A 26,583-nucleotide genomic window follows, 5' to 3' on the forward strand; every position below is an offset into this window, starting at 1 on the left:
CATTAGATTTACTAAATACATCTAACTATGAGAAAAATATTTTTAGGAATTGCACTAGTAACCATAATGCTTTCTTGTCAAGAAGAAACCAAACAAAAAGTAAAAGAAGCTTCAGAGGCTGTTGGAGCCGATTTAAAACAAGCTGCAGATTCGGCAAAAGTAAAAGCTAAAGAAGCAATTGACTCCTCTAAAGTAGGTGAAAAGGCAAAAAATATTATTGCAATAGGAGCTGAAAAAGTGGAAGAAGGTGCCAAAAAAGTAAAAGAATCTGTTGAAGAATAAAAAAATCCTCAATTGAGGATTTTTTTAATATTTCTAATCTTCTGTTCCCATTTCCAAGCACTTTCTAAAGCTTCCTCTAAAGTAGATTGTGCTTTCCAACCTAGAATCGTATTTGCTTTATCAGTATTTGCATAAGCTTCTATAACATCGCCTTCTCGTCTTCCTACAATTTGATAATTTAATTTTTGATGAGATACTTTTTCAAAAGCTGTAATCACTTCTAAAACCGAACTTCCAGTTCCTGTACCTAAATTAAATGTTTCTACATTTACTGAATTTTGCTTGTTTACCAAACGTTTCAAAGCGACAACGTGAGCTTTTGCCAAATCAACCACATGAATATAATCGCGAATAGCAGTTCCGTCAGCTGTTGGATAATCATTCCCAAAAACCGATAATTTTTCACGAAGTCCAATTGCGGTTTGCGTAATAAAAGGTACTAAATTTTGTGGAAGACCTAATGGTAATTCGCCAATTTCTGCCGAAGGATGTGCTCCAATCGGATTGAAATAGCGTAATAAAATGGAATTAATGTTGGTTACCTTAGCAACATCTGTAATAATTTCTTCACCTATTTGCTTTGTGTTTCCATAAGGCGACATCGCAGTTTGAATAGGCGCATTCTCAGTAATTGGCATTTTTTCGGCTTGACCGTAAACCGTACAAGACGAACTGAAAATAAAATGCGCTTCTGGCTTTCTCTGTAATTCTTGTAATAAGTAAACTAAAGAATTAATGTTGTTTTCATAATATAATAACGGATTCTCAACACTTTCTCCTACTGCTTTTGAGGCAGCAAAATGAATCACTCCTGAAATATCTTGGTATTTTGAAAAGAAATTTTGGACCGCCAATTTATCTCGCAAATCGATATTTTCAAACAAAGGTTTTTTTCCTGTGATTCGCTCAATTCCTTCTAAAACCTCGATTGATGAATTAGAAAGATTGTCAATAGCAATAACTTCAAAACCCTCATTTTGCAATTCCACAACGGTGTGAGAACCTATAAATCCTAAACCTCCTGTAACTAATATCTTCATTTTTTAGTTTTCAGCCACAGTCTCAGTATACAGTAACCGATACTGAATACTGAGACTGAACACTATTATACGTATTCTAAAACAGCGTCTGTAATAAATTTAATTTGCTCGTCATCTAATTCCGTGTGCATTGGCAATGCAATTACTTCTTTCACCAATTGATTCGTAACTGGAAAATCCGCTTCGTTATAACGCGAATCAGCATACGCTTTTTGGCTATGTAATGGAATTGGGTAATAAATCGCACAAGGAATTCCTTTTGCTTGTAAATGTTCTAATAACCCATCACGTTTCCCATTCATAATACGGATTACATATTGATGAAATACGTGACAATCACAAGATTCACAAATAGTTGGAGCCCAAATATTAGGATTCACACCCAAAGCCAAACTATATTTTCTTGCAGCTTCTTGACGTGCTTTGTTATAAGCATCCAAATGTGGTAATTTTGCTTTTAAAACTCCCGCTTGCATGCTATCTAAACGAGAATTTACACCTACTACATCATGATGATATCTTTCATACATTCCATGGTTTACAATTCCTCTGATTTTGTGTGCTAAAGCATCATCATTTGTAAAAATTGCTCCACCATCACCGTAACAGCCTAAGTTTTTAGATGGAAAAAAAGAAGTTGCAGCAACATGACCAATAGTTCCTACTTTCTTTTTAGAGCCATCTTTCGAAGTGTAATCAGCGCCAATTGCTTGGGCATTATCTTCGATAACATATAAATTATGTTCTTTAGCAATTTCCATAATCGCATCCATATTAGCAGCACGACCAAATAAATGTACGGGAACAATTGCTTTTGTTTTTGGCGTAATTGCTTTACGAATTCCGTCAAGTGAAATGTTCATATTGTTCATATCCACATCTACTAAAACTGGAGTTAATTGCAACAAAGCAATTACTTCAACTGTGGCTGCGAATGTAAAATCGGCTGTAATAACTTCGTCACCTGGTTTTAAATCTAATCCCATCATGGCAATTTGCAACGCATCTGTACCATTTGCACATGGAATTACGTGTTTCACACCCAAATATTTTTCTAAATCTGCTTGGAATTGGTGAACCAAAGGTCCGTTGATGTATGTATTCGTATCTAAAACCTCTTGAATTGAAGCATTTACTTCTTCTTTTATTTTTTCGTATTGACTTTTTAAGTCAACCATTTGTAATTTTCTCATTAAAAAATAAGTTTAAAGTTTAAAGTTTAAAAGTTTAAAGTGGATGACCTTTGTTTATACTTTTAACAAGAACAAAAATAATCAATAATTGATTAGTTGGCAATGAATTTTCACAAAGAAACTGTATTTTCGCAATAGATATTTACTAACATGTTATTTCTATACAATTTCATAGTCCTTTTTACTTCACAACTTCTGAAACTCACAGCAATTTTCAGTCTTAAAATGAAGCTTTTTATAGACGGTCGAAAATCGGTTTTTCAAAATTTGACTGATAAAATTAAAACCTTAGATAACACAATTTGGTTTCATGCAGCGTCTTTAGGTGAATACGAGCAAGGCTTACCAGTAATTGAAGCTGTTAAAAAGCAATTCCCAAATCATAAAATTGTAGTTACGTTTTTTTCACCTTCGGGATATGAAGTTCGAAAAAACAATACTGTTGCTGATGTTACGGTTTATTTGCCTTTAGATACGATTTCGAATGCGAAACGATTTATTGAGTTAGTTCATCCCGAAATGGTATTTTTTATCAAATACGAATATTGGCCAAATTATCTGAACGAACTAAAAAAACAGCAAATCAAAACCTATTTGATTTCTGGAATTTTAAGAGAAAATCAAGCGTTTTTTAAATGGTATGGCGGATTTTATAGAAACGCCTTAAAAACATTTGATTACTTTTTTGTACAGAATGAAAGTTCGAAAACACTTTTACAAAGTATTGGTTTCAATAATGTAAAAGTTTCTGGCGACACACGTTTTGATCGCGTAGTTTCAATATTAGAACGTGATAATTCATTGGATTTTATTGAACAATTCAAAGACAACAAAACCACAATCGTCATTGGAAGTTCTTGGCCAAAAGACGAAAGCTTATTGGTGAATTATATCAATCAGAGTTCGGATAACGTGAAATTTATTATTGCCCCACATAATATCAAATCGGAGCAAATTCAGGAATTAAAAAATTCTATTTCTAAAAAAACCATTTTGTTTTCTGATGTAGAGACGCGATTAAACGCGTCTCTACAGGAAAACAACGTATTCATCATCGACACCATCGGAATATTAACCAAAATATATTCTTATGCTGATATTGCCTATGTGGGTGGTGGTTTTGGAAATCCAGGAGTTCATAATATTTTAGAACCTGCGACTTTTGGAGTTCCGGTTGTCATTGGACCTAATTACTCCCATTTTGCTGAAGCTAAGGCTTTGGTAAATATGGAAGGTTGTATTTCAATTCAGAATCAATCCCAATTAAATGAAACTTTTGATTTATTACTTCACAACGAGGATGAACGATTAGAAAAAGGTCATATTTGCAGTACGTTTGTTCAAATGAATAAAGGAGTAACTCAAACGATTATGAATCATATTTTGAACTAATGATAACCTTCAAGCCTTTGGAAATCAAAGACATTACAGCCATCACCCTGATGATGCAAGATTTCTATACAATTGACAATTATCCTATGGATGTTGAAGTGACTAAAACTTTATTTCAAGAATTTATTTCAAATGAAAAACTAGGAAAATCATGGTTGATTTATTCCGAAAATGAAATTGTAGGTTACATGATACTCACTTTTGTTTTCAGTTTTGAATACGGCGGAAAAATTGCTTTTGTAGACGAATTATTCATCAAAGAAACCGCTCGCGGAAAAGGAATTGGAAAAGAAGCGATTCTATTTGTTCAGGCAGAAGTTCCTAAATTATCGTTAAAATTACTGTATTTAGAAGTCGAAACACATAACAAAAACGCACAAAAATTGTATCTTGCACACGATTTTGAACTTCACAATCGAAAATTAATGAAGTACAAAGTCACTAAATAAAATGAAATCGCTAGTAAAAATTTCGTTTGTTGAAAACAAACCCCTTAAAAAAATAAACACTTAAATATGAAATTTTTAAAATTACTACTTGTTTTAGTTGTTTTCCAAGTTCAAGCGCAACAAGGAGGCATGTGGATTCCTTCGTTATTGAAAGGAACCAACGAAAAAGAAATGAAAGCTTTGGGAATGAAAATTAGTGCCGATGCTATTTATTCGGCAAATAATTCCAGCTTAAAAGATGCTGTACCTCATTTTGATGGGGGTTGTACAGCTGAAATGATTTCACCAAAAGGCCTTTTATTAACGAATCACCACTGTGGTTATGACAACATTCAAAGTCATTCCACAGTTGAAAACGATTATTTAACGAATGGTTTTTGGGCTTACAAAATGGAAGACGAATTGCCAAATAAAGATTTAACAGTAACATTCATCATCAAAATTGAAGATGTTACCACTAAAATTTTTGAAGGCGTTTTAAATCTTCCAACAGAAAGCGACAAACAAAAAAGAATCCAACAAAACATTGCAGCAGTTAGCAAAAGTTTCCAAAAAGAAGCTTGGCAAGATGTAATGATTCGTGCTTTTTATGATGGGAATCAATACTTATTATTCGTAACCGAAAATTTCAAAGATGTTCGTTTAGTAGGTGCGCCACCAAGTTCAATTGGGAAATTTGGTTCGGATACTGATAACTGGGTTTGGCCTCGACACACAGGAGATTTCTCATTATTTAGAGTTTACGCCGACAAAAATAATCGTCCAGCTGAATATTCAAAAGACAATGTTCCTTACCAACCAAAACACTTCTTCCCAGTTTCTGCAAAAGGAATTCAGGAAAATGACTTCACAATGGTAATGGGTTATCCAGGAAGAACTCAGGAGTATTTACCTTCATTCGCCGTAGAACAAATTGTTAATGATTTGAATCCGGCAAAAATTGAAATTCGTGATGCTGCTTTGAAAGTGCAAGATGGTTTCATGAGAAAAGACAATGCGATTAAAATTCAGTATGCTTCCAAATACGCTGGTGTTGCTAATTATTGGAAAAAATGGATTGGCGAAACTAAAGGATTGAAAAAATCGAATGCAGTTGCCATCAAACAAGATTTCGAAAAGAAATTTCAAGAAAGAGTTAACAAAGCAGGAAAACAAGAGGAATACGGAACTATTTTAGCTGATTTCGAGAAAAATTACAAAGACATTAGAGAATACGCTATTGCAAGAGATTACTTTACAGAAGTTGTTTTACGTAATTCAGAAATCTTATCTTTTGGATACCGCTTATACCAATTAGAGCAAGTTTATAATACAAGAGGTGAACAAGCTTTCAATGACAGAAAAAACAATTTAATTTCAGGATTTGAAGGTTTATATAAAGATTACAGCGCTCAAGTTGATGAGAAAGTTTTTGAGCAATTAATCAATTTATACGCTACTAAATCACCAAAACAATTTTTACCTGAAAGTTTAAACAATATTAATGCTTCAACTTTGACAACCAATATTTTTAGTTCTTCGAAATTAACCAATTACAATGGCTTAAAAGAGGTATTAAATGGTGATGCTAAATCAGTTTTAGACAAATTAAACCAAGACCCTGCTTATCAATTAGTAAAATCAATTGCAGAGAGTTACCAAAAAAATGTAGCCCCTAAGTCTGATGAAATCAACTTAAAAAACATCGCCCTACAAAGAACATACATGAAAGGAATTATGGAATTCTTCCCTAACGATAGAATTTTCCCGGATGCGAATAGCACGTTACGTGTAACTTATGGAAAAGTAAAAGGATACAAACCTAGTGATGCTGTTTATTATGAGCCCATTAGTTATTTAGATGGCGTTATCGAAAAATACGTTCCTGGCGATTACGAATTTGATGTTCCAAAAAAACTAATCGATTTGTACAATGCTAAAGATTATGGAAGATATGCCGATAAAAATGGTAAAATGCCTTTAGGTTTTATCGCTACCAATCACACTACAGGAGGAAACTCAGGAAGTCCTGCTTTAGATGCGAATGGTAACCTTATTGGATTAAACTTTGACCGGGTTTGGGAAGGTACCATGAGTGATATTTATTACAGTCCAGAAATCTGTAGAAATATCATGGTAGATACACGTTATATTTTATTTGTGATTGATAAATTTGCTGGAGCGAAAAACCTTATAGAGGAGATGACCATAGTTTATCCTAAGTCTCAAAAAACCAAATAATTACAAAAAAATTTATAAATAAGAAGTTTGGCACACCATTTGAAATAGAGCATTTCGGAATCCAGAGAAAAAAAATTAAAAAAAATGTCTAAAAACATTTTGACATGTCAAAAAATTTATATCTTTGCTCCGAATTAATAATTAACCTTTATAATTTAGTAAGATGAAAAAAGTTGTTTTAAGTTTAGCAATTGTTGCTGCTATGTTCGTATCATGTAAAGAAAATGCTGCTGAAACTCCAGCTGTTGACTCAACTGTAGTTGAAACTCCTGCTGTAGAAGAAGCTCCTGCTGCTGATACTACTGCTGTAGCTGATACTGCTGCTGTTGAAGCTCCAGCTACTGAAGCTCCAGCTGCTGAGTAATTTATTGCTGACAGAAAAAATCAAGCTCCACAATGTGGGGCTTTTTTTTTAATACAAAATTACAAAAACACATTTTCAACTCAGTACTCTAACTTTTTAAAATTAAACAATATAAAAAATAGCATTAAGTGTCGTCATTGTTGTTGCAATGATTGTTTCTTGTAATGAGACTGCCGAAAAAACCGAAGTCGCTATTGACTCAACAATCACCGAAGTAAATGATACCATTGAAACTGTAACGGATTCTTCGACTAATATTATCGATTCCACAAAGTAAAAATAGAAGAAACTGTTAAAGTAAAACTTAAAAAAGTTAATGAATAATTAAAGTTAGTCATAATAAATTACTTGAAAATACCCCAAATAACAAATTGTTGTTCGGGGTGTTTTTTTAAAGATTGCTTAAAGGAAAGATTATTTAACAATTCTAAGAAAATCTTAACCCTATTATAAACTTCATAAAACCTTCCTATCATATTTGAAAACTACTTTTGTTTCACAACCTCAAACAAACGAGAAATGAAAAAAAGTGTCAGAATTATATTCCTTATCACCTACTTTAGTTTAATCAACCTAGTTAATGCACAAATACAAGAGGAGTATTTTACATCAAGATGGACAAATTTCAACCCTAAAGCATTATCTTATCCAGAAACAACAAATATTCTTGAGGGAAAAATTGAAAACAATTATACACTAACAAATAATAAGACTTATTTATTAAGAGGAAATGTATACGTTACCAACAATGCAATACTCACAATTGAACCAGGAACAATAATTCGTGGTGACGAAGAATCTTGTGGAACACTAATCATAACTAAAGGATCTAAATTAATTGCTAATGGCACTAAAATCAGCCCAATAGTTTTTACTTCCAACAAAGAAACTATACTAAGAAAAGCAGGAGATTGGGGAGGAATTATTATCCTAGGTGATGCCAGTATAAACAAAATTGGAGGTGTTAGCTTTCTTGATTTAGGATTAGAAAGAGGATTAAGCTCTTATGGGGGCAATAATAGCGAGTCCAACTCTGGAACACTCAACTATATACGAATTGAATATGCAGGTAGAAAATTAATAAAACAAGAAAAAGAGCATAACGGCTTATCGCTAGCAGGCGTTGGCAACAAGACCACGCTCAAGAATATTCAAATTAGCTATTCTAACGACGATTCATTCGAATTTTATGGCGGAAATATTAATGTAGAGAACCTAATCTCATTTCGTGCAACGGATGATGATTTTGATTTCACTCAAGGGGTTCAAGCCGACATAAAAAACAGTATTGCAATTAGATACCCATTCACATCAGATGCATCACGGTCACGATGCTTTGAAATCGACACTTATGACAACACTGAAACGGCGGATCTCGCAAAAGACATCACAAAAATTAATGCTACAAATATGGTATTCATCAACTACGAAAATAATAACCAGGGATTAATCAAAGAAGCCATCTATATAAGTAATAATGCCAAAATTAATTTGAATAACAGTATTATTTCAGGCTTTAGAAGCACCGTAAATCTAAACAAAAACATAAATGAATTTAATGATGATATTAATAATATCTCCATTGAAAAATGCATTGTCAATGATTGTCAATTTTTTGCAGAAAAAGAAGGTTACGAAATTTTCAATGACATTACTAACCACTTCCTTAATGATAAATTTAAAAATCAAATTATCAAAAGAACAACAAAAGAATTATTCATTAATAGTGATATCCAAAACCAACCCGACTTCAGAATAAAAGGAGAGACAATTGTAACTTACTAAAAGATTCAAGAAAAAATATTAGGCACTGAAAAATCTAAAATTTCTGATTTACAGGCATATTTAACAATTTCATCAATCCCTTTTTGAAGCAAAAGCTGTGTAGTATATTTTCGACTAACTGCAATTTCCCGGTCATCCAAAACCAAACGAAAAAAAAACTTACCACTAGACGATCGAAATCGCATAAAAACACATTTATCTATCGACATCTTAAGATATTCAATCTCTTCCTCACATTCGAAGCGTAATTCAAAATCGTTACTTGTAAAAATGGTTTTTCCTTTACGAGAGACAAACTCATATTTATAAGAATCGCTTAATCGTTGCGCGATTACAAATGTACCCATAGTTTAAATTGATTTTTAAAGATTTTTTTAAAGATATTATAAAATTTCAAATTGAGAATTTTATAAACAAAAAAAGCTCCAAACATAGTTTGAAGCTTTTTGTACTCAAGGCGGGACTTGAACCCGCACGGGCATTACTACCCACTGGATTTTAAGTCCAGCGTGTCTACCAATTCCACCACTCGAGCAAATATTTTTGGTAGTAGAGCGAAAAACGGGGTTCGAACCCGCGACCTCGACCTTGGCAAGGTCGCGCTCTACCAACTGAGCTATTTTCGCGTTTCGTTTCGTTATCTCTTAAAGAACGTCGCCATACTTGTTCCGTATTGCGAGTGCAAATATAGGACATATTTTTATTCTTGCAAGTACTTTTTAAATAAAAATTAAAACTTTTTTCGAACTTTACTTTAACCTTTTGATAACGAATAATTTATTTTAAATTTATTTTTTAATCAACATTCGTTTAATCTCGTTTAACTTCATTAATGCTTCTACGGGCGTTAAAGTATTAATATCAATATTCATGATTTCTTCTTTAATATCCTCCAAAAGTGGATCATCTAAATTGAAGAAACTCAATTGCAATTCATCACTTGCCGATTTAATTCCAGATAACTCTTCGCTAGAATGTCTTTTTTCTAATTGCTTTAATAGTTTTTGTGCTTTTTGAATCACAATTTGAGGCATTCCTGCCATTTTTGCTACATGAATTCCAAAACTATGAGCACTTCCACCTTTCACTAATTTACGAATAAATAAAACCGTATCTTTTAATTCCTTTACCGAAACATTGAAATTCTGAATACGTTCAAAAGTAACTTCCATTTCGTTTAATTCATGGTAATGCGTAGCGAAAAGTGTTTTCGGTTGATTTGGATGTTCGTGTAAATATTCTGAAATCGCCCAAGCAATCGAAATTCCGTCATAGGTTGAAGTTCCTCTTCCGATTTCATCTAACAACACCAAACTTCTCTCGGAAATATTATTCAAAATCGAAGCGGTTTCGTTCATTTCCACCATAAAAGTAGATTCACCCATCGAAATGTTATCGCTCGCTCCTACTCTGGTGAAAATTTTATCTACAATTCCCATTCTCACACTTTCTGCTGGAACAAAACTTCCCATTTGCGCCATCAACACAATTAAAGCCGTTTGACGCAAAATGGCCGATTTACCCGACATATTCGGACCGGTAATCATGATAATCTGTTGGGTTTCTCTATCTAAATACACATCATTAGAAATATACGGCACACCAACAGGCAATTGCTTTTCAATCACTGGATGACGACCTTCTTTGATTTCCAAATCGAAACTTTCATCTAAATCAGGACAAACATATTTATTATCAATCGCTAATTGCGTGAAAGAAGTCAAACAATCCAATTGTGCAATTAAATTCGCATTCAACTGAACGTGTTTGATATAAGTCGCAATCCAATTCACCAACTGCTCAAACAACTGCGTTTCTAATTGATGGATTTTTTCTTCAGCACCTAAAATTTTAGATTCGTATTCTTTTAGTTCTTCTGTAATATAACGCTCAGCATTCACTAAGGTTTGTTTACGAATCCATTCTGCTGGCACTTTATCTTTATGTGTATTTCGAACTTCAATATAATAACCAAAAACGTTATTGAACGATACTTTTAAAGAAGGAATTCCAGAAGCAGCACTCTCCCGTTGTTCTAATGCTTCTAAATAACCTTTCCCTGTCGATGAAATTGCTCTTAATTCATCTAATTCGGGATGAACTCCAACAGCAATTGCATTTCCTTTATTCACACTTACAGGAGCGTCTTCTTGAATGGTGGTTTTGATTTTTTCGCGTAACAATTCGCAAGCGTGTAAACTATCGCCAATAACTCGCAACGCTTCATTCGAACTCTCTAAAGCCAAGTTTTTAATTGGAATAATCGCATCTAACGAATCTTTCAAGAAATTAACTTCTCTTGGCGAAATTTTCCCTGTAGCTACTTTTGAAATCAAACGTTCCAAATCGGAAATTTGTTTGATTTGATATTGAATTTTTTGTAAAACTTCAGGATTGGTTTTCAAATATGAAATCACTTCATGGCGACTTCTAATTTTTGCAATATCTTTCAACGGAAGCGCCAACCAACGTTTCAACAACCTTGCTCCCATTGGCGAAAGCGTTTTATCAATCACATCTAAAAGCGTTACCGCATTGGGATTATAACTGTGATACAATTCTAAATTTCGAATAGTAAATTTATCCATCCAAACGTAAGCATCTTCGGCAATACGTTGGATATTGGTGATGTGTTGAATCTTGTTATGTTGTGTTTCCGACAAATAGTACAAAATCGCACCCGAAGCAATCAAACCTTCGGTTAATTCTTCTACTCCAAATCCTTTTAGCGAATTGGTTTGAAAATGTTTGGTCAAACTTTCTAATGCGTAATCTTCCTTGTATATCCAATCTTCTAAAAAGAAGGTATGAAAATCGTCTCCAAAAACTGAGTTAAACTGATTTTTAAACTGCTTCGGAATTAAAATTTCACTCGGGCGGAAGTTTTGTAAAAGCTTATCAATATATTCTTCATTGCCTTGAGAAACTAAGAATTCGCCTGTTGAAACATCTAAAAACGAAACCCCAACTGCTTTCTTTCCAAAATGAACCGATGCTAAAAAGTTGTTCGACTTCGATTGCAACACCTCATCATTCATGGAAACTCCGGGCGTAACTAATTCTGTAACACCTCTTTTGACAATGGTCTTCGTCATTTTTGGATCTTCTAATTGGTCACATATCGCCACTCGAAGTCCGGCTTTAACTAACTTGGGTAAATAAGTATTAATTGAATGATGCGGAAATCCTGCCAAGGCGGTTTCACTATCACTTCCTGCTCCACGCTTGGTTAAAGTAATCCCTAAAATTCCTGCAGCACGAACAGCATCTTCTCCAAAAGTTTCATAAAAATCGCCCACTCGAAACAACAAACACGCATCGGGATATTTATTTTTTATCTCGTTGTATTGTTTCATTAAAGGTGTTTCCTTAGGTGCTTTATCGGGAGTTGTTGCAGATTTCTTCGCCACAATTTCAAATTTTAAGTATGCTTGCGAAGGTAAGAAAATCAAGTTCAATTTCAAGGGCAAGGACAAGAACAATTTTGAATTTCAAAAACAAGTTTAAATTGACACATCGACTAATTGTCAAATTGCCACATTTCCCTTATTTTTGCCCCATGAGAAAATTAGCCAACGCAGAATTAGAACGCAAAAACATTGACGAGTTTAAAGAAGCTCCAAAAACACCAATTATTGTGATTTTAGACGACATTAGAAGTTTGCACAATATTGGTTCGGTTTTTAGAACTTCGGATGCTTTTTTGATTGAAAAAATTTATTTGTGCGGTATCACGGCTACTCCACCCAACAAAGAAATCCACAAAACAGCTCTTGGTGCTACGGAAACTGTTACTTGGGAATATGCAAAAGACGTTTTAGAAGTAGTGAATCAATTGAAATCAGAAAATGTAAAAGTGTATTCGGTGGAGCAAACTGAAAATGCGATTATGTTGGATAATTTTCAGCCTGAAATAAATACAAAATACGCTTTAATCTTTGGAAACGAAGTGAAAGGTGTTTCGCAAGAAGCTATTAATTTAAGCGATGGTGTAATTGAAATTCCGCAATTGGGAAGTAAACATTCTCTGAATATTTCAGTTAGTGCTGGAATTGTGATTTGGGATTTGTTTCAGAAGATGAAATAATTTTTCTAAACACATAGACACAATAAAATTTCTTTGTGTTGATTTTAGACGTTGCACTTTACAAAGTAAACATAGAAAATCCGTTAAAATCAGCGTTTCGCCAAGGCGAATCAGTTTTATCCGCGTGCCAAAGCTATTTTCCTGTTAATTTCATTCAACAAATATACATAATCTTCTTGTTTCTTCACAAAATCTAAATCGGAAACATCAATTATTAAAACATTCAAATCCGTTTGTGTTTTGATGTAATCCAAATAACCTTGATTGATTTTTTCTAAGTAATCGGCTGGAATTTCTTGTTCGTAACTTCTGCCGCGTTTTTTGATGTTTCCTAACAATCGTTCTGTATTTTGATATAAATATACATACAAATCAGGTTTTGGCATTTCTTTGTGGATGATGTCAAACATGGTTTTGTACAAACGAAATTCATCTTCTTGAAGTGTGACTTTGGCGAAAATTAATGATTTAAAAATGTGATAATCTGCCACCACAAAATCTTTGAACAAATCAAATTGCGCTAAATCATCTGATAATTGTTGGTATCTATCGGCTAAAAAAGACATTTCTAAAGGAAAAGCATAACGACTTTGATCCTTGTAAAACTTTGGCAAAAAAGGATTGTCAGCAAATCGTTCTAACACTAATTTCGCATTGCAATCTTCTGACAATTTAGTTGATAAAGTCGTTTTCCCTGCCCCAATATTTCCTTCAATGGCGATGTAATTGAATTGTTGTAATTGGAGTTTTTCAATGGGTGAAATTATAGAATGAACCGCTTTAATTTCGCTTGTATCTTCGGTTTGAGTTAATAATTGAGCAACTGATCTTTTTAAATTTGGATGTTCCCAATTCAATCCCAAATCTAACATCGGTTGCAACACAAATTTTCTGTTGTGCATAAACGGATGTGGAACTTGTAAAGTTTCGGTTGCAATAATTTCTTCATCAAATGCTATAATATCCACATCAATTATTCGGGCTTGATAACCGAAATCTTTGGAACGAATTCGACCTAACTTCTTCTCCACTTTCAAAACCTGATTCAAAACTTTTTGAGCTGATTTTGAGGTGTGAATTAAAATGACTGCATTATAAAAAGGCTCACTTTCAAAACCCCAAGCCGGTGTTTCATAAATTTTAGAAACCTTCACCACTGTAGCTACTTCACTATGAATCAGATCAATACAAAATTGAATCGTTTCCAATCGATTTCCTTGATTACTCCCTAACGATAAAACAACTTGATGCTGACTCATATTGGCAAAATAACAAACAATTTTAGACTTCTAATTTACCTTTTTCATTTTTTTATGAACATGTAACAATTTTATGCTTTTAACTACTAATGCAGTAAATTAAATGAAACTGAAATGAGATTTTTAGGAAATGTATTAGCAACAATTGTTGGACTTTTTGTTTTTTGTATGATAGCCTTTTTTGGCATCATTATAATTGGTTTAATCGCTGGTGGAGGAGAAGACACGGTTACTGTTAAAAACAATTCTGTGATTGAATTAGATTTATCCAAGGTAACCTTAGACTACGCGGGAAAAACAAATTACAAAGATTTCAATTATTTTGAAGCACATCATGATGGTGTTACCGATATTTTAAATGCTATTGAGGTTGCCAAAACCGATGATAACATCAAAGGGATTTCGATTTTAAACAATCAATCTCGATTAGGCTTGGCGCAAAGTAAAGCAGTACGTGACAAATTAGAAGATTTTAAAAAATCAGGCAAATTTGTTTATGCCTATGCTAATTATTACACACAAGGAGAATATTATCTAAACTCGGTTGCCGACCAAGTGTATTTAAATCCTGTTGGGGAAGTTGATTTCAAAGGACTTGCTTCTGAAATCATCTATATGAAAGACTTACAAGAAAAATCAGGTGTAAAGTTTGAAGTCATTCGCCATGGGAAATACAAAAGTGCTGTTGAACCTTATCTATCCCAAGAGATGAGTCCAGAAAACCGTGAACAAATGACTGTTTTATTGAATTCGGTTTGGAGTACAATTGTGAATGATATTGCTAAAAGTAGAAAATTATCCGTTATTCAATTAAATGCAATTGCCAATTCTTTAGGCGCAAGAACACCAGAATTAGCTTTAGCAAATAAATTAATTGACAAAGTAGCTTATGAAGATGAATATCACAATGCGATTCGTGCTAAATTGAAACTTGCAAAAGATGAAAAATATAATTTTGTAAGCGTTACAGATTATGCCAAAACTGCTGCTTCAACAGTGGAAGATTATTCTAAAAAAGATATTATCGCAGTAATTTATGCACAAGGAGAAATTTTAGGCGGTGAAGGTGATGTTAATGTTATTGGAGAAGGATCTATAAAACGTTCGCTTCAAGATGCTCGTGAAGACAAAAATGTTAAAGCTATTGTACTTCGTGTAAATAGTCCTGGTGGTAGTGCATTAACTTCAGAATTGATTTGGAGAGAAATCGAAATCACTAAAAAATCAAAACCAGTTGTGGTTTCTATGGGAAATTATGCAGCTTCGGGAGGATATTATATTGCGGCTAATGCAGATAGAATTTTCGCAGAACCTAATACAATAACTGGATCAATAGGTGTTTTTGGAATGTTGCCTAATATGAACCAATTGGGAAAAAACATCGGAATCAATGCCGAACAAGTAAAAACACACAATAATGCAAGTGGTTACAGTATTTTTGAACCTATAGATGAAAATTTCAAGGGATTTGTTTTAGAAAGTATCGAAAAAACGTATGCTACTTTCCTTCAACGTGTCGCTGATGGAAGAAAAATGACAACTGAACAAGTTGATGCTATTGCTCAAGGAAGAGTTTGGACCGGAATTGATGCTCAAAAATTAGGATTAGTAGATGAAATTGGAGGTTTAGATGCAGCAATAAAACATGCAGCGAAACTTGGAAAAACAACTTCGTACAGAACAGAAAACTTCCCCGAATACGAGAAGAGTTTTGAAGATTTGCTAGCTAACTTCACAGGAATAGCGATGTTTAAAACCAAAGAGCAATTATTAAAAGAACAATTGGGAGAAGAAGGATTCCAAATGTTAGAACAAATCAAACGCATTAAAAGTAGAAAAGGTATTCAAGCGATACTGCCATACGAAATAGAGATTCGTTAATCTTTACTATAAAAACCAAAAATCCCAAAGACAACTAGTTTTTGGGATTTTTTTCATATTTTACTCAAATTTAATGTGTAAATTTACATTTGCTACTATTTTTGTGTAATCAAAAATCATTCACTTCAAAATATACAATTATGTTAAAGAAAGTTTTAAAAGGCATTGGGATATTCCTTTTGGTAACCATCATCGCATTGGCAGCTACACCTTTTTTGTTTAAAGACAAAATTAAAGAAATGATTGCTAAGACACTGAATGAAAATGTAAATGCCAACATTGCTTTTGAAGATGTGGATTTGAGTTTGTTTAAAAGTTTTCCTCAAGCCCATGTTATAATTGATAAACTTAGCATCATTAACAAAGCACCTTTTGCTGGAGACACGCTTTTATATGCTGGAGAGACTAATGTTACCATGAGTATTAAAGAGCTTTTTAAAGGAGAAGGAGAAACGATGAGCTTGGCGAGTTTTAGTGCTGTTGATGGTATTGTGAATATTATTTTCAATAAAGATGGTATTGGAAATTTTGATATTGCATTGAAAGAAACGGAAGAAAATAAACCTTCAGACAGCAAACCCTTTTCATTAGACATTCAAAAGTATGGCGTGGAAAATTTGAAATTCAGTTATATTGACGAAGGTTCAAATATGAAAATGATTTTAGACAGTATTTATCATGAAGGAAAAGGAAATTTTGCCGCTCAGAAATTAGATTTGGAAACCAAAACTACTGCTAAATTATCCTTTGAAATGGAAAAAATGAACTACATGAACAATGTAGGAATCACTCTAGATGCTGTTTTAGGAATAGATTTAGAGAAAAGTAAATACGAATTCAAAGACAATAAAGCTCTAATTAATCAATTACCGTTAGAGTTCAATGGTTTCATTCAAATGGTGGAAGCGGGACAAACCTATAACTTAACATTTAAAACCCCAACTTCTGATTTTAAAAACTTCTTAGGACTAGTTCCTGCTGCTTATTCAGGTGATATTAGTAAAGTAAAAACAACAGGGCAATTTTCAGTAGATGGAAAAGTAAAAGGAAATTTAACCGAAACTACGATTCCTGCATTCGATGTAAAAATTGCTTCAAATAATGCGTCTTTCCAATATCCAGACTTACCGAAATCCGTAAAAAATATTATTATCGACACACATATTATCAACGAAACAGGTTTAATGAACGACACTTATGTGAATTTAAACCAGCTTTCGTTTTCAATAGACCAAGACGTTTTTGATGCAAAAGCCAATGTTAAAAACTTAGCGACAAATGCCTTAGTTGATGCCGAATTAAAAGGAACTATCAATTTAGCAAACGTTACCAAAGCCTACCCTGTAAAATTAGACAAACCTCTAACTGGAATTTTAAAAGCTGATGTGAAGACAAAATTCGATATGCAATCCGTTGAAAAAAGCCAATATCAAAACATTCAAAATTCAGGAACGGTTAGTTTGACTGGATTTAATTACGAAGGTCCAGAAATGGCGAAACCTTTCAAAATCAATCAGGCGAATGTAGCATTTAATCCAAACCACATCAACTTGAGCAAGTTTGATGCTAAAACAGGTTCGTCTGATATACAAGTTAACGGAACTTTGGATAATTTCTACGGATTCCTATTTAAAAACCAAATTTTGAAAGGAAAATTCAACATGAATTCGACCAAATTAGTAGTTTCAGATTTCATGGTGCCATCTACTACAACTGTTTCAGAAGAAAGCAAAAAAACCACTGAAGCAGTTAAGATTCCTTCTTTCTTAGATTGTAGTATCACAGCAAAAGTAGGAACCGTAGTCTATGACAATTTGAATTTAAAAGACGTTTCTGGAAATCTGGTCATTCGTGATGAAGCAATTGCATTGAACAATTTAAAAATGGGGATTTTTGGAGGAAACATTGGATTAACCGGTAACGTTTCTACAAAAGGAAACACCCCTAAATTTGATATGAATTTAGGATTAAACGCGGTTAATATCGCAGAATCTTTTACCCAATTAGACATGCTAAAATCGATTGCTCCGATCGCTGGAGTAATTAATGGAAAAGTGAATTCTACTATTAAACTTTCAGGGAATTTACAAAACGATATGACACCTAACTTAAAAACCATTTCCGGAGATTTATTTGGGCAATTATTATCAACGACCATCAACGAGAAGAATTCGGCCATGTTGACTGCATTGAGTTCTAACATGAAATTCATTGATATGAGCAAGCTAAACTTAAACGATGTAAAAGCGGCTTTATCGTTTAAAGATGGAAAAGTAAACGTAAAACCTTTCGACATTAAATATCAGGACATCACAGTAAATGTAGCTGGAAGTCATGGTTTTGATCAAAATATGAATTACAATTTGAAATTTGATGTTCCAGTGAAATATTTAGGTAAAGACGTTTCTAATTTGCTTGCAAAATTAACGCCTGCCGACCAAAAACAAATAACCAGCATTCCCGTAAATGGATTAATGACGGGTAATTTTTCGCAACCTAAATTCAATACCGATTTAAAACAAGCTTCTACCAATTTAACCACGCAATTAGTTAAAATGCAGAAAGAAAAATTAGTAAATCAAGGGACAAGTGCTTTAGGAAATTTAATTGGTGGAACAAAACCAAACACAGCAACAGATACTACAAAATCCACCTCAACTCCAAAAGAAGAAATTAAAAATACTGTAAAAGACAAAGCCACTGGAGCAATTAAAGATTTATTTGGTAAGAAGAAAAAAGAAGAATAAATTTTTAATTGAATTAATAAAAGCCTCTTTCTGCCTAGAAAGAGGCTTTTATTTTTACAAACTCATCTTTACAACATAACCTTCATAGGTTCTTACATTAAAAACGGTTCCGTCTTCAAATAGTAAATATTGTCCTTTAATTCCAGTTAAGGTTCCTGAGAAATTGGGTGTTTTATCTAAATTTAAACTAGTTACCTTCTTAGGATATTGCAAAACAGGAAAGTCGAGTTGGATGACTTTTTCTTCTTTGGGGAAATAGTCTTTTACTTCGGTTGGTAGCCAATCGAATACTTTATTGCGTTCCGTAATCAAATCCATATCTAAATATTCGTTTTTAAGCATTTTTTGCCAATTGGTTTTATCAGCAAAATGGTTTTTCAAAGCTACTTCAGTAATTCCGGCTAAATATCTATTCGGAACTTCAACAATTGGGATGGCTTGTACGGCACCTTGATCAATCCAACGAGTGGGAACTTGGGTCTTTCTCGTTACACCTACTTTCACTTCACTTGACAAAGCTAAATACACTATGTGAGGTTGTAATTGTACGCGTTTTTCGTATGCTAAATCACGGTCTTCAATATCTAAATGTGCAGTACTTAATTCGGGTTTCATAATCCAATCACCTACTGCTGGGCTGCTCATAAAACAATCATAACAAAATCCTTGACGAAAAATTTTCTTGGCTTTTCCGCAATTCAAACATTGATACCCTTGAAATTCAATCTCCATTGGTTTCCCTAAAAGTTGGTTCAAGTTTAAAAAACTGTTTTCAAAAACCAGATAGTATTGAATTGGATTTCCAAATTCGGTTTGCATTTTACTAAGCGTTCCATGATAATTCATTTATTTTAGATTTACTTTTTCGTTCTATTATTTGAAAAAATTGCTATTTTTGGTAAAGTTATTATTCCGTTTTAATAATTCAAAATTAGAAATAGGTAAATGCCATTACAAATTATAAATTCTGTTGCTACTTGGATTTTAAAGAAACGAATTCATCAAATGGAATTGTTTTTAAAATATCCGCATGAAGTACAAGATGAATTGCTTTTCAACCTAATAAAAGCTGCTGAAAATACACAAATTGGGAAAAAATATGACTTTTCTTCTATGAAGAATTATGCTACATTTAGCAATCGTATTCCTGTTTCTACTTATGAAGATTTAGAACTTTTGATTGAAAAAACAAGACAAGGCGAACAAAACGTTTTCTGGCATTCCAATATTAAATGGTTCGCCAAATCAAGCGGAACAACCAATGCTAAAAGTAAATTTATTCCAGTAAGTTCAGAAGCGCTAGAAAATTGTCATTACAAAGCTAGTAAAGATTTATTGTGTTTGTATTTGAACAACAACGAGGAGTCACAAATGTTTACGGGAAAGAGTCTACGCTTAGGCGGGAGCAAGCAATTGTATGAAGACAACAACACGTTTTTTGGTGATTTATCAGCAATTTTGATTGACAATATGCCAATTTGGGCCGAGTTTAGTTCTACTCCAAGCAGCAAAATTTCGTTAATGGGCGATTGGGAAACCAAACTTCCAGCGATAATAAACGAAACTATCAATGAAAATGTAACGAGTTTAGCTGGTGTTCCGAGTTGGATGCTGGTTTTATTACAAAAAACATTAGAAACCACAGGAAAATCGAACTTATTAGAACTTTGGCCAAATGCGGAAGTGTATTTTCATGGAGGCGTAAATTTTGATCCGTATAGAGAGCAATACAAGAAATTATTTCCAAAAGAGAGTTTCAAATACTACGAAATTTACAATGCTTCGGAAGGTTTTTTTGCCATTCAAGACCAAAATAATTCGAACGAATTACTGCTAATGTTAGATTACGGCATTTTCTACGAATTCATTCCGATGGATACGTTTGGAATGCCAAACCAACGTGTTATTCGATTAAATGAAGTAGAATTGAATACAAATTATGCTTTGGTAATTACCACTAACTCGGGTTTGTGGCGCTACTTAATTGGTGACACAATACGATTTACCTCATTAAGTCCATACCGAATTAAAGTAACGGGAAGAACCAAACATCATATTAATGTTTTTGGTGAGGAATTAATGGTAGAAAATACCGATACCGCTTTAACCAAAACCTGCAAAGAGTTTGGTTGTGAAATTAAGGATTACACAGTTGCTCCAATTTTTATGAGCGATAAACAAAAAGGTGCACATGAATGGATTATCGAATTTAAAAACAAACCTGATAATATAGAAAATTTCAGAAAAGTTTTGGATGAAAATCTTCAAAGTGTAAATTCTGACTATGAAGCCAAACGCCATAACAATATGACTTTAAGTCCATTAGTATTAAATGTAGCTAGAGAAAATTTATTTTATGATTGGTTAAAACAACAAGATAAATTAGGAGGACAACACAAAATTCCTAGACTTTCTAATGAAAGAACTTATTTAGAAGATCTGTTATCTTTACAATAAAGTTGCTCATTAATATATCATTCTGTCAAATAATTCCTAAAACAGAATGTAATATGCTATCATTTTTATCATATTTTAATTTTTTAAAGATAAAGGTTGACATAAAATCGATTTTTATTGCAGTTTATCGGATTTATTTACGATAAAATGAAAAAAGATTTTTTCTAAATAATATAGTACTAATTTTGTAGTTCGTTAAAAAAATACTAACTAACTATTATTTAAGTATTTAAATTTATGAATTTCTCCACAATTTTTTCATTTTTTTTACTTTTAGGAAACGTTTCTTTATTTGCACAAGAAGCGACCACATCCGTAAATCTCAATTCAGAAACCAGTCTGACTACAAAGTATTTAGGCATCAAATTCTTACTTAAAGATGCTGGAATAAATTCAGAATTGAATGAGATTGGTGGTGCTTTTTTTAAAAGCAAATACATCATCTTATCCAATAAAAAAAGAAGATTTGCAAAAGAGACTTTCAATCAAAATTCCAAGCAACCTAATAACAATTTATATTGTGTAGATATTAAAGAAGATGAAAGTTTATTTTTTCCTGTCCTTTTCTCAAAAGCTTTAGATTCTGAAAATGAAGAAGGATCCTTGACATTTTCACCCGATCAAAACACCGTTTATTACTCTAAACAGAACCCAAATAATTCACAAGTTTTTTCACTCTACAAAGCGGAATTAAATGAAGATGATGTAAAAAAATGGATAAACATTACCCTTTTAGAAGTTGTTCCATCAAACTACTCGATTGAAACCCCAAGTGTATCATCTGATGGAAAGCACCTCTTCTTTGCGTCAAATATGCCTGGTGGTTATGGTGGTTTTGACTTATATCAAGCAGCCATTTTAGAGAATGGTAAGATTGGCAAACCGACCAATTTAGGTTCGCGTGTCAATACCTCTTTAGATGAGAAATATCCTTTTTTATCATCAGATAATCAATATCTTTATTTTTCATCCAAAGGGCATCAAAGTTTTGGAGGCTTTGATATTTTCAGATCCCCAAAAGTTGACAATAATTTTTTACAAGCTATCAACTTGGGAAGTGAACTTAATTCAAAAGGAAATGAAATTGCTTTTATTATGTCTTCACCGCTTAAAGGCTATATAACATCTGACAAAAACGCAATAGGAAATTTTGATATCTTTCAATTTGAAATGATTAAGCAAAATCCCGCTACAGTTACGGTTACTGTTCTAGAAGAGCTTTCAACAGAAAAAGTTCCCGATGCTCAAATCGAAGTTAAAAATGAATTTGGAGCATTAGTGTATAAAACTATAACTGACCCGAATGGAGAATTTAATTTAGAAATTGATCCGCTATCTGTTTATACCCTTTTAATAACAAAAGAAGGCTTTGAAGATAAGATTTCACTTCTCACGAATAATGATAAAATCAAATCGATAACTTTGAAAAAGAATACAGCAATAATTCCAAATGATACGATTGAAGATTTCAAAACAATAGAATTTGATTTCAACAAAGACATTATAAAGGAAGAATATTTTGCTTCTTTAGACAGAATTATAGCTGTGTTAAGGGATAATGATAAAACAACAATGATTATTACAGCCCATACTGACAATAAAGGATCAAGCGATTACAATAAAAAGCTTTCTGTAAAACGAGCAAAAGCGACAATAAACTATCTAGCTGGAAAAGGCATTTCTAAAAAGCGAATAACTTTCAATGCACTAGGAGAGAGTCAACCCTTAGAAAATTGCGAAGAATGCACCCCTGAACAAGATCAAAGAAACCGCAGAGTTGAATTCAAAATCATGAAATAATATTTGACATCATTTATACCACTTAACAAATGAAAAAAATCACCTTAGTTTTAGGAATAGCTACAATAGTCGTATTAACATCATGTTCAAGCAGTTGGAGTTGTCAAAAAAGATATTGTAACGCCAAACAAACTGAGACAATTGAGCAAAATAAAAATGCTTAATCACAAAAAAAGGTCGCCAATAGCGACCTTTTCAATTATACCTATTTCATTAAGAAACAGCCTTTAAACGTTGAAGTAAATTCTTGCTTAAACTGTTTTCAGCATATTTTTTTGTAACCTGTAAGTGCTTATCATCAGAACTCGGCAATTCATACATCGCATCGGTTAAAATCGCTTCACAAAGCGAACGTAATCCTCTGGCTCCTAATTTATACTCTAAAGCCTTAGAAACAATATAATCCAAAGCTTCTTCTTCAAAAGCAATAGTTACCTCATCCATTTCAAACAATTTCTTGTATTGTTTTACTAAAGCGTTTTTAGGCTCGGTTAAAATAGCTCTTAACGTTTCAGCATCTAAAGGATCCATGTGTGTTAAGACTGGTAGACGACCAATAATTTCTGGAATTAACCCAAAATCTTTTACGTCTTTTGGAATCAAATATTGTAGTAAATTATCTTTATCAATTTGATCGGTTCCGATAGATGAACTATATCCTACCGCTTGTCTGTTCAAACGCTTTGAAATAATTCTTTCGATTCCGTCAAAAGCACCACCTGCAATAAATAAGATATTTTGTGTATTCACTTCCACAAATTTCTGGTCGGGATGTTTTCTTCCTCCTTTTGGTGGTACATTTACAACCGTTCCTTCTAATAATTTTAACAAGGCTTGTTGAACTCCTTCACCCGAAACGTCACGAGTGATAGATGGATTATCACTTTTACGAGCAATTTTATCAATTTCGTCAATAAATACAATTCCTCTTTCTGCTTTAGCGACATCGTAATCAGCCGCTTGTAACAAACGTGTTAAAATACTTTCAACATCTTCACCCACATAACCCGCTTCAGTTAAAACAGTTGCATCTACAATGGCCAATGGGACATTTAACATCTTAGCAATTGTTTTTGCTACCAATGTTTTTCCAGTTCCTGTTTGCCCTACCATCAAGATATTACTTTTTTCAATCTCAACTTCGTCTTCTAATTGAACTTGCATCAAACGTTTATAATGATTGTAAACTGCAACACTCATTACTTTTTTAGTTTGATCTTGTCCAATTACATAATCGTCTAAAAACGCACGAATTTCTTTTGGTTTTAAAAGAATCAAATCAGCCACCAAATTGGAATTTCCTGATTGTTTTAATTCTTCTATTACAATACCGTGTGCTTGTTCGATACACTTGTCACAAATATGTGCATTAATCCCTGCAATTAATAAATTGGTTTCAGGCTTTTTCCTTCCGCAGAATGAACACTCTAATACTTCTTTAGCCATTTTTTAGTGATTAGTGAAAAGTGATTAGTAAATAGCTTATCACTTTTTACTAATCACTAATTACTTTTTAAATTATCTTGTTAAAACTTCATCTATCATTCCATATTCTTTTGCTTCTGCAGCAATCATCCAATAATCTCTTTCACTGTCTTTATAAACCTTATCGTAAGGTTGTTTTGAATGTTGTGAGATGATCTGGTACAGTTCTTCTTTTAATTTCAACATTTCTTTCAAGTTGATTTCCATATCCGTTGCAACCCCTTGTGCCCCTCCAGATGGTTGGTGAATCATAACTCTAGAATGCGGTAAAGCGGAACGTTTTCCATCTGCTCCAGCACATAATAATACTGCTCCCATTGAAGCTGCCATTCCTGTACAAATTGTAGCCACATCAGGTTTTACGAATTGCATGGTATCGTAAATTCCTAATCCAGCATACACGCTTCCTCCAGGAGAATTAATATAAATACTAATGTCTTTAGAAGCATCAACGCTTTCTAAAAACAACAATTGCGCTTGAATAATATTTGCCACATAATCATCTACTCCCGTTCCTAAGAAAATGATTCTATCCATCATTAAACGAGAGAAAACATCCATTGAAGCTACGTTTAACTGACGTTCTTCAATGATATATGGCGTCATACTACTAACAATTTTATCGTAATATAAACTGTTTACTCCGTGATGCTTCGTAGCATATTTTTTAAATTCTTTTCCGTAGTTCATTTTTGTATGGTTTAAATAATTAATATTTAGAAATTCTGCTCTTGAATACAGAATAAAAAAGCGCCAAAACTAGTCTGACGCTCAAAGATAATTATTTTTTGTGAGATATTATTCTCCGTACATTTCTTTGATGAATTGCTCGTAATTTACTTCTTTCGTTTTAGCTTTTACTTTTTCTTTGTAAAGACCTAACATTTTTTCGCTCATAACTTGCTCTGACAAACGTTTTACCTCATCTTGGTTTGACATTACACGAGCTACAATTCCGTTGATTTCATCTTCTGAAGGATTTAATTGACCAAATTGTGCCATTTGTTTCTTAATTAAATCCGCAGTATGTGCTTTTAAATCTTCGAAAGTAATTTGTAAGTTGTTTTCAGCCATTACTTTTCCTTCGATCAATTGGAAACGTAATCCTTTTTCAGATTTTGCGTATTCTTCTTCAGCTTGCTCTGCTGTTAAAGGCGTTTCTCCAGTATTCTGAATCCACTTTTTTAAGAAAGCTGCAGGTAAATCAAATTTTGTAGTTTCAATTAAGAATTCTGTTACATCATTTAAAAATTTTTGATCTGCTTGTTGCGCAAATTGTGCTTCTGCATCTTCTTTAATTTTTGCTTTTAAATCCTCAACCGAAGAAACCACGCCAGCACCAAACAATTTATCAAACAATTCTTGATTCAACTCAGCTTTCTCAGTAGCATTAATCTCTTCAATAGTAAAATTAACCGTAATATCTAATCCGTGTACATCATCATGGCTTACTTTTAGATAATCCATTAATTTGTGATCATCATCAAACAATCCTTTGGTCTCGATTGCTACCACATCACCTACTTTTTTACCTATAAAAGCCTTTGCTACTTTCTTATTTGCAAAAATATCTAATCCAAAATTGGCAGAAGCATTAATTCCTTTCTCTTCATTCGTGAAAGTTCCTACAACATCAAAACCCTCTTCTACTTTGTCTTTAGAAATTAACTTTCCATACTGCTTTGCAATACGGTCCACTTGGTCATTTAACATTTTTTCATCAGCAACAACATTAAACTTAGTAACATTATTCTTAGCTGTTAAATCAACTGAAAATTGTGGCGCAAGCCCTAATTCAAAATCAAAAGATAAGTCTTCAGCATCCCAATTAAAATCTTCGGTTACTTTTGGAAGTGGATTTCCAAGGATATCTAATTTTTCGGCAACTAAGTAATCATTTAAAGAAGATTGCAAAATTTTATTTACTTCGTCCAATAAAACCGCTTTACCATATTGTTTTTGAATCAAACTCATTGGAACTGCTCCCTTTCTAAATCCCGGAATAGAAGCATTTTTTCTATAGTCAGCTAATACTTTTTCAACTTTATCTGAATAATCTTCTTTCGTAATTGCTACTGTTACAATAGCATTTAAATCATCAACTTGCGTTTTTGTAATGTTCATTATTTCTTTTGTTTAAAT

At 33.0% G+C, this 26,583-nt stretch carries 21 protein-coding genes and 2 tRNA genes; 12 read left to right on the top strand and 11 right to left on the bottom strand.

Going from position 1 to position 26,583, the window contains the following annotated elements; genetic code table 11:
* Positions 1-27: 27 nt before the first annotated feature.
* A complete protein-coding gene (locus BUE95_RS01720; RefSeq protein ID WP_073580814.1) occupies positions 28-282 on the top strand; it encodes a hypothetical protein in 255 nt (84 codons plus the stop codon).
* Positions 283-290: 8 nt separating this feature from the next.
* Here the strand turns inward: BUE95_RS01720 and galE are convergent, their stop codons facing one another.
* Together galE and BUE95_RS01730 are read right to left on the bottom strand one after the other, a co-directional pair.
* Positions 291-1,322: a UDP-glucose 4-epimerase GalE gene (gene galE / locus BUE95_RS01725; protein WP_073580816.1), complete on the bottom strand. Its 1,032-nt coding sequence runs from the start codon at positions 1,320-1,322 to the stop codon at positions 291-293.
* A gap of 65 nt (positions 1,323-1,387) precedes the next feature.
* A complete protein-coding gene (locus BUE95_RS01730; protein WP_073580818.1) occupies positions 1,388-2,515 on the bottom strand; it encodes a DegT/DnrJ/EryC1/StrS family aminotransferase in 1,128 nt (375 codons plus the stop codon).
* A 150-nt stretch (positions 2,516-2,665) separates the two neighbouring features.
* Between BUE95_RS01730 and BUE95_RS01735 the strand changes: the two genes are divergently transcribed.
* The 6 genes from BUE95_RS01735 (at position 2,666) to BUE95_RS01755 (ending at position 8,725) form a co-directional block, all read left to right on the top strand.
* A complete protein-coding gene (locus BUE95_RS01735; RefSeq protein WP_073580820.1) occupies positions 2,666-3,907 on the top strand; it encodes a 3-deoxy-D-manno-octulosonic acid transferase in 1,242 nt (413 codons plus the stop codon).
* Entirely contained in the window at positions 3,907-4,356 is a 450-nt protein-coding gene (locus BUE95_RS01740; protein WP_073580822.1) for a GNAT family N-acetyltransferase, read from the top strand. Before BUE95_RS01735 ends, BUE95_RS01740 begins: the two co-directional genes overlap by 1 nt.
* Positions 4,357-4,422: 66 nt before the next feature.
* Entirely contained in the window at positions 4,423-6,576 is a 2,154-nt protein-coding gene (locus BUE95_RS01745; protein ID WP_073580824.1) for a S46 family peptidase, read from the top strand.
* 163 nt (positions 6,577-6,739) lie between these two features.
* Positions 6,740-6,940: a hypothetical protein gene (locus BUE95_RS01750; RefSeq protein ID WP_073580826.1), complete on the top strand. Its 201-nt coding sequence runs from the start codon at positions 6,740-6,742 to the stop codon at positions 6,938-6,940.
* A 148-nt stretch (positions 6,941-7,088) separates the two neighbouring features.
* Positions 7,089-7,217 (top strand): hypothetical protein, encoded by a 129-nt coding sequence (locus tag BUE95_RS13850; protein WP_262494359.1) that lies wholly within the window; start codon positions 7,089-7,091, stop codon positions 7,215-7,217.
* Between the two features lie 242 nt (positions 7,218-7,459).
* A complete protein-coding gene (locus BUE95_RS01755; RefSeq protein WP_073580828.1) occupies positions 7,460-8,725 on the top strand; it encodes a hypothetical protein in 1,266 nt (421 codons plus the stop codon).
* A 5-nt stretch (positions 8,726-8,730) separates the two neighbouring features.
* Here the strand turns inward: BUE95_RS01755 and BUE95_RS01760 are convergent, their stop codons facing one another.
* From BUE95_RS01760 to mutS, 4 genes are all read right to left on the bottom strand, one after another.
* On the bottom strand, positions 8,731-9,072 hold the full coding sequence (locus tag BUE95_RS01760) for a YegP family protein (RefSeq protein ID WP_073580830.1): 342 nt from the start codon (positions 9,070-9,072) through the stop codon (positions 8,731-8,733).
* 102 nt (positions 9,073-9,174) lie between these two features.
* Positions 9,175-9,260 (bottom strand) — tRNA-Leu (locus BUE95_RS01765).
* An 18-nt stretch (positions 9,261-9,278) separates the two neighbouring features.
* Positions 9,279-9,351 (bottom strand) — tRNA-Gly (locus tag BUE95_RS01770).
* Positions 9,352-9,513: 162 nt separating this feature from the next.
* On the bottom strand, positions 9,514-12,081 hold the full coding sequence (mutS, locus tag BUE95_RS01775) for a DNA mismatch repair protein MutS (protein WP_073582360.1): 2,568 nt from the start codon (positions 12,079-12,081) through the stop codon (positions 9,514-9,516).
* A 203-nt stretch (positions 12,082-12,284) separates the two neighbouring features.
* On the opposite strand from mutS, the gene BUE95_RS01780 reads away from it, so the two are divergent.
* Complete coding sequence (locus BUE95_RS01780; protein ID WP_073580832.1) at positions 12,285-12,812, top strand: RNA methyltransferase; 528 nt, start codon at positions 12,285-12,287, stop codon at positions 12,810-12,812.
* 116 nt (positions 12,813-12,928) lie between these two features.
* Here the strand turns inward: BUE95_RS01780 and folK are convergent, their stop codons facing one another.
* Positions 12,929-14,071 carry a 2-amino-4-hydroxy-6-hydroxymethyldihydropteridine diphosphokinase gene (gene folK, locus BUE95_RS01785; protein ID WP_073580834.1) on the bottom strand — a complete coding sequence of 381 codons (1,143 nt, stop codon included), beginning with the start codon at positions 14,069-14,071 and terminating at the stop codon, positions 12,929-12,931.
* A 114-nt stretch (positions 14,072-14,185) separates the two neighbouring features.
* Here folK and sppA point away from each other — a divergent pair, with 114 nt between their 5' ends.
* A complete protein-coding gene (gene sppA / locus BUE95_RS01790; RefSeq protein ID WP_073580836.1) occupies positions 14,186-15,952 on the top strand; it encodes a signal peptide peptidase SppA in 1,767 nt (588 codons plus the stop codon).
* A gap of 140 nt (positions 15,953-16,092) precedes the next feature.
* The gene (locus BUE95_RS01795; protein ID WP_073580838.1) at positions 16,093-18,699 is read left to right on the top strand and encodes an AsmA-like C-terminal region-containing protein; all 2,607 of its coding nucleotides are present in this window, start codon (positions 16,093-16,095) and stop codon (positions 18,697-18,699) included.
* Positions 18,700-18,753: 54 nt separating this feature from the next.
* Here BUE95_RS01795 and BUE95_RS01800 read toward each other — a convergent pair whose 3' ends face one another.
* Positions 18,754-19,545: a DUF2797 domain-containing protein gene (locus BUE95_RS01800; RefSeq protein WP_073580840.1), complete on the bottom strand. Its 792-nt coding sequence runs from the start codon at positions 19,543-19,545 to the stop codon at positions 18,754-18,756.
* Positions 19,546-19,644: 99 nt separating this feature from the next.
* On the opposite strand from BUE95_RS01800, the gene BUE95_RS01805 reads away from it, so the two are divergent.
* Complete coding sequence (locus BUE95_RS01805) at positions 19,645-21,156, top strand: GH3 auxin-responsive promoter family protein (RefSeq protein WP_073580842.1); 1,512 nt, start codon at positions 19,645-19,647, stop codon at positions 21,154-21,156.
* Between the two features lie 237 nt (positions 21,157-21,393).
* On the top strand, positions 21,394-22,956 hold the full coding sequence (locus tag BUE95_RS01810; protein ID WP_073580844.1) for an OmpA family protein: 1,563 nt from the start codon (positions 21,394-21,396) through the stop codon (positions 22,954-22,956).
* Positions 22,957-23,169: 213 nt separating this feature from the next.
* On the opposite strand, the gene clpX is transcribed toward BUE95_RS01810, so the two are convergent.
* The 3 genes from clpX to tig form a co-directional block, all read right to left on the bottom strand.
* A complete protein-coding gene (clpX, locus tag BUE95_RS01815; RefSeq protein ID WP_073580846.1) occupies positions 23,170-24,402 on the bottom strand; it encodes an ATP-dependent Clp protease ATP-binding subunit ClpX in 1,233 nt (410 codons plus the stop codon).
* Between the two features lie 72 nt (positions 24,403-24,474).
* Positions 24,475-25,131, bottom strand: coding sequence for an ATP-dependent Clp endopeptidase proteolytic subunit ClpP (gene clpP / locus BUE95_RS01820; protein ID WP_073580848.1), 657 nt, complete (start codon positions 25,129-25,131; stop codon positions 24,475-24,477).
* 108 nt (positions 25,132-25,239) lie between these two features.
* The gene (gene tig / locus BUE95_RS01825) at positions 25,240-26,565 is read right to left on the bottom strand and encodes a trigger factor (protein ID WP_073580850.1); all 1,326 of its coding nucleotides are present in this window, start codon (positions 26,563-26,565) and stop codon (positions 25,240-25,242) included.
* Positions 26,566-26,583: the final 18 nt, after the last annotated feature.

Origin of the sequence: Flavobacterium cucumis, from assembly GCF_900148835.1 — a bacterium.
GTDB classification, from domain to species: domain Bacteria; phylum Bacteroidota; class Bacteroidia; order Flavobacteriales; family Flavobacteriaceae; genus Flavobacterium; species Flavobacterium cucumis.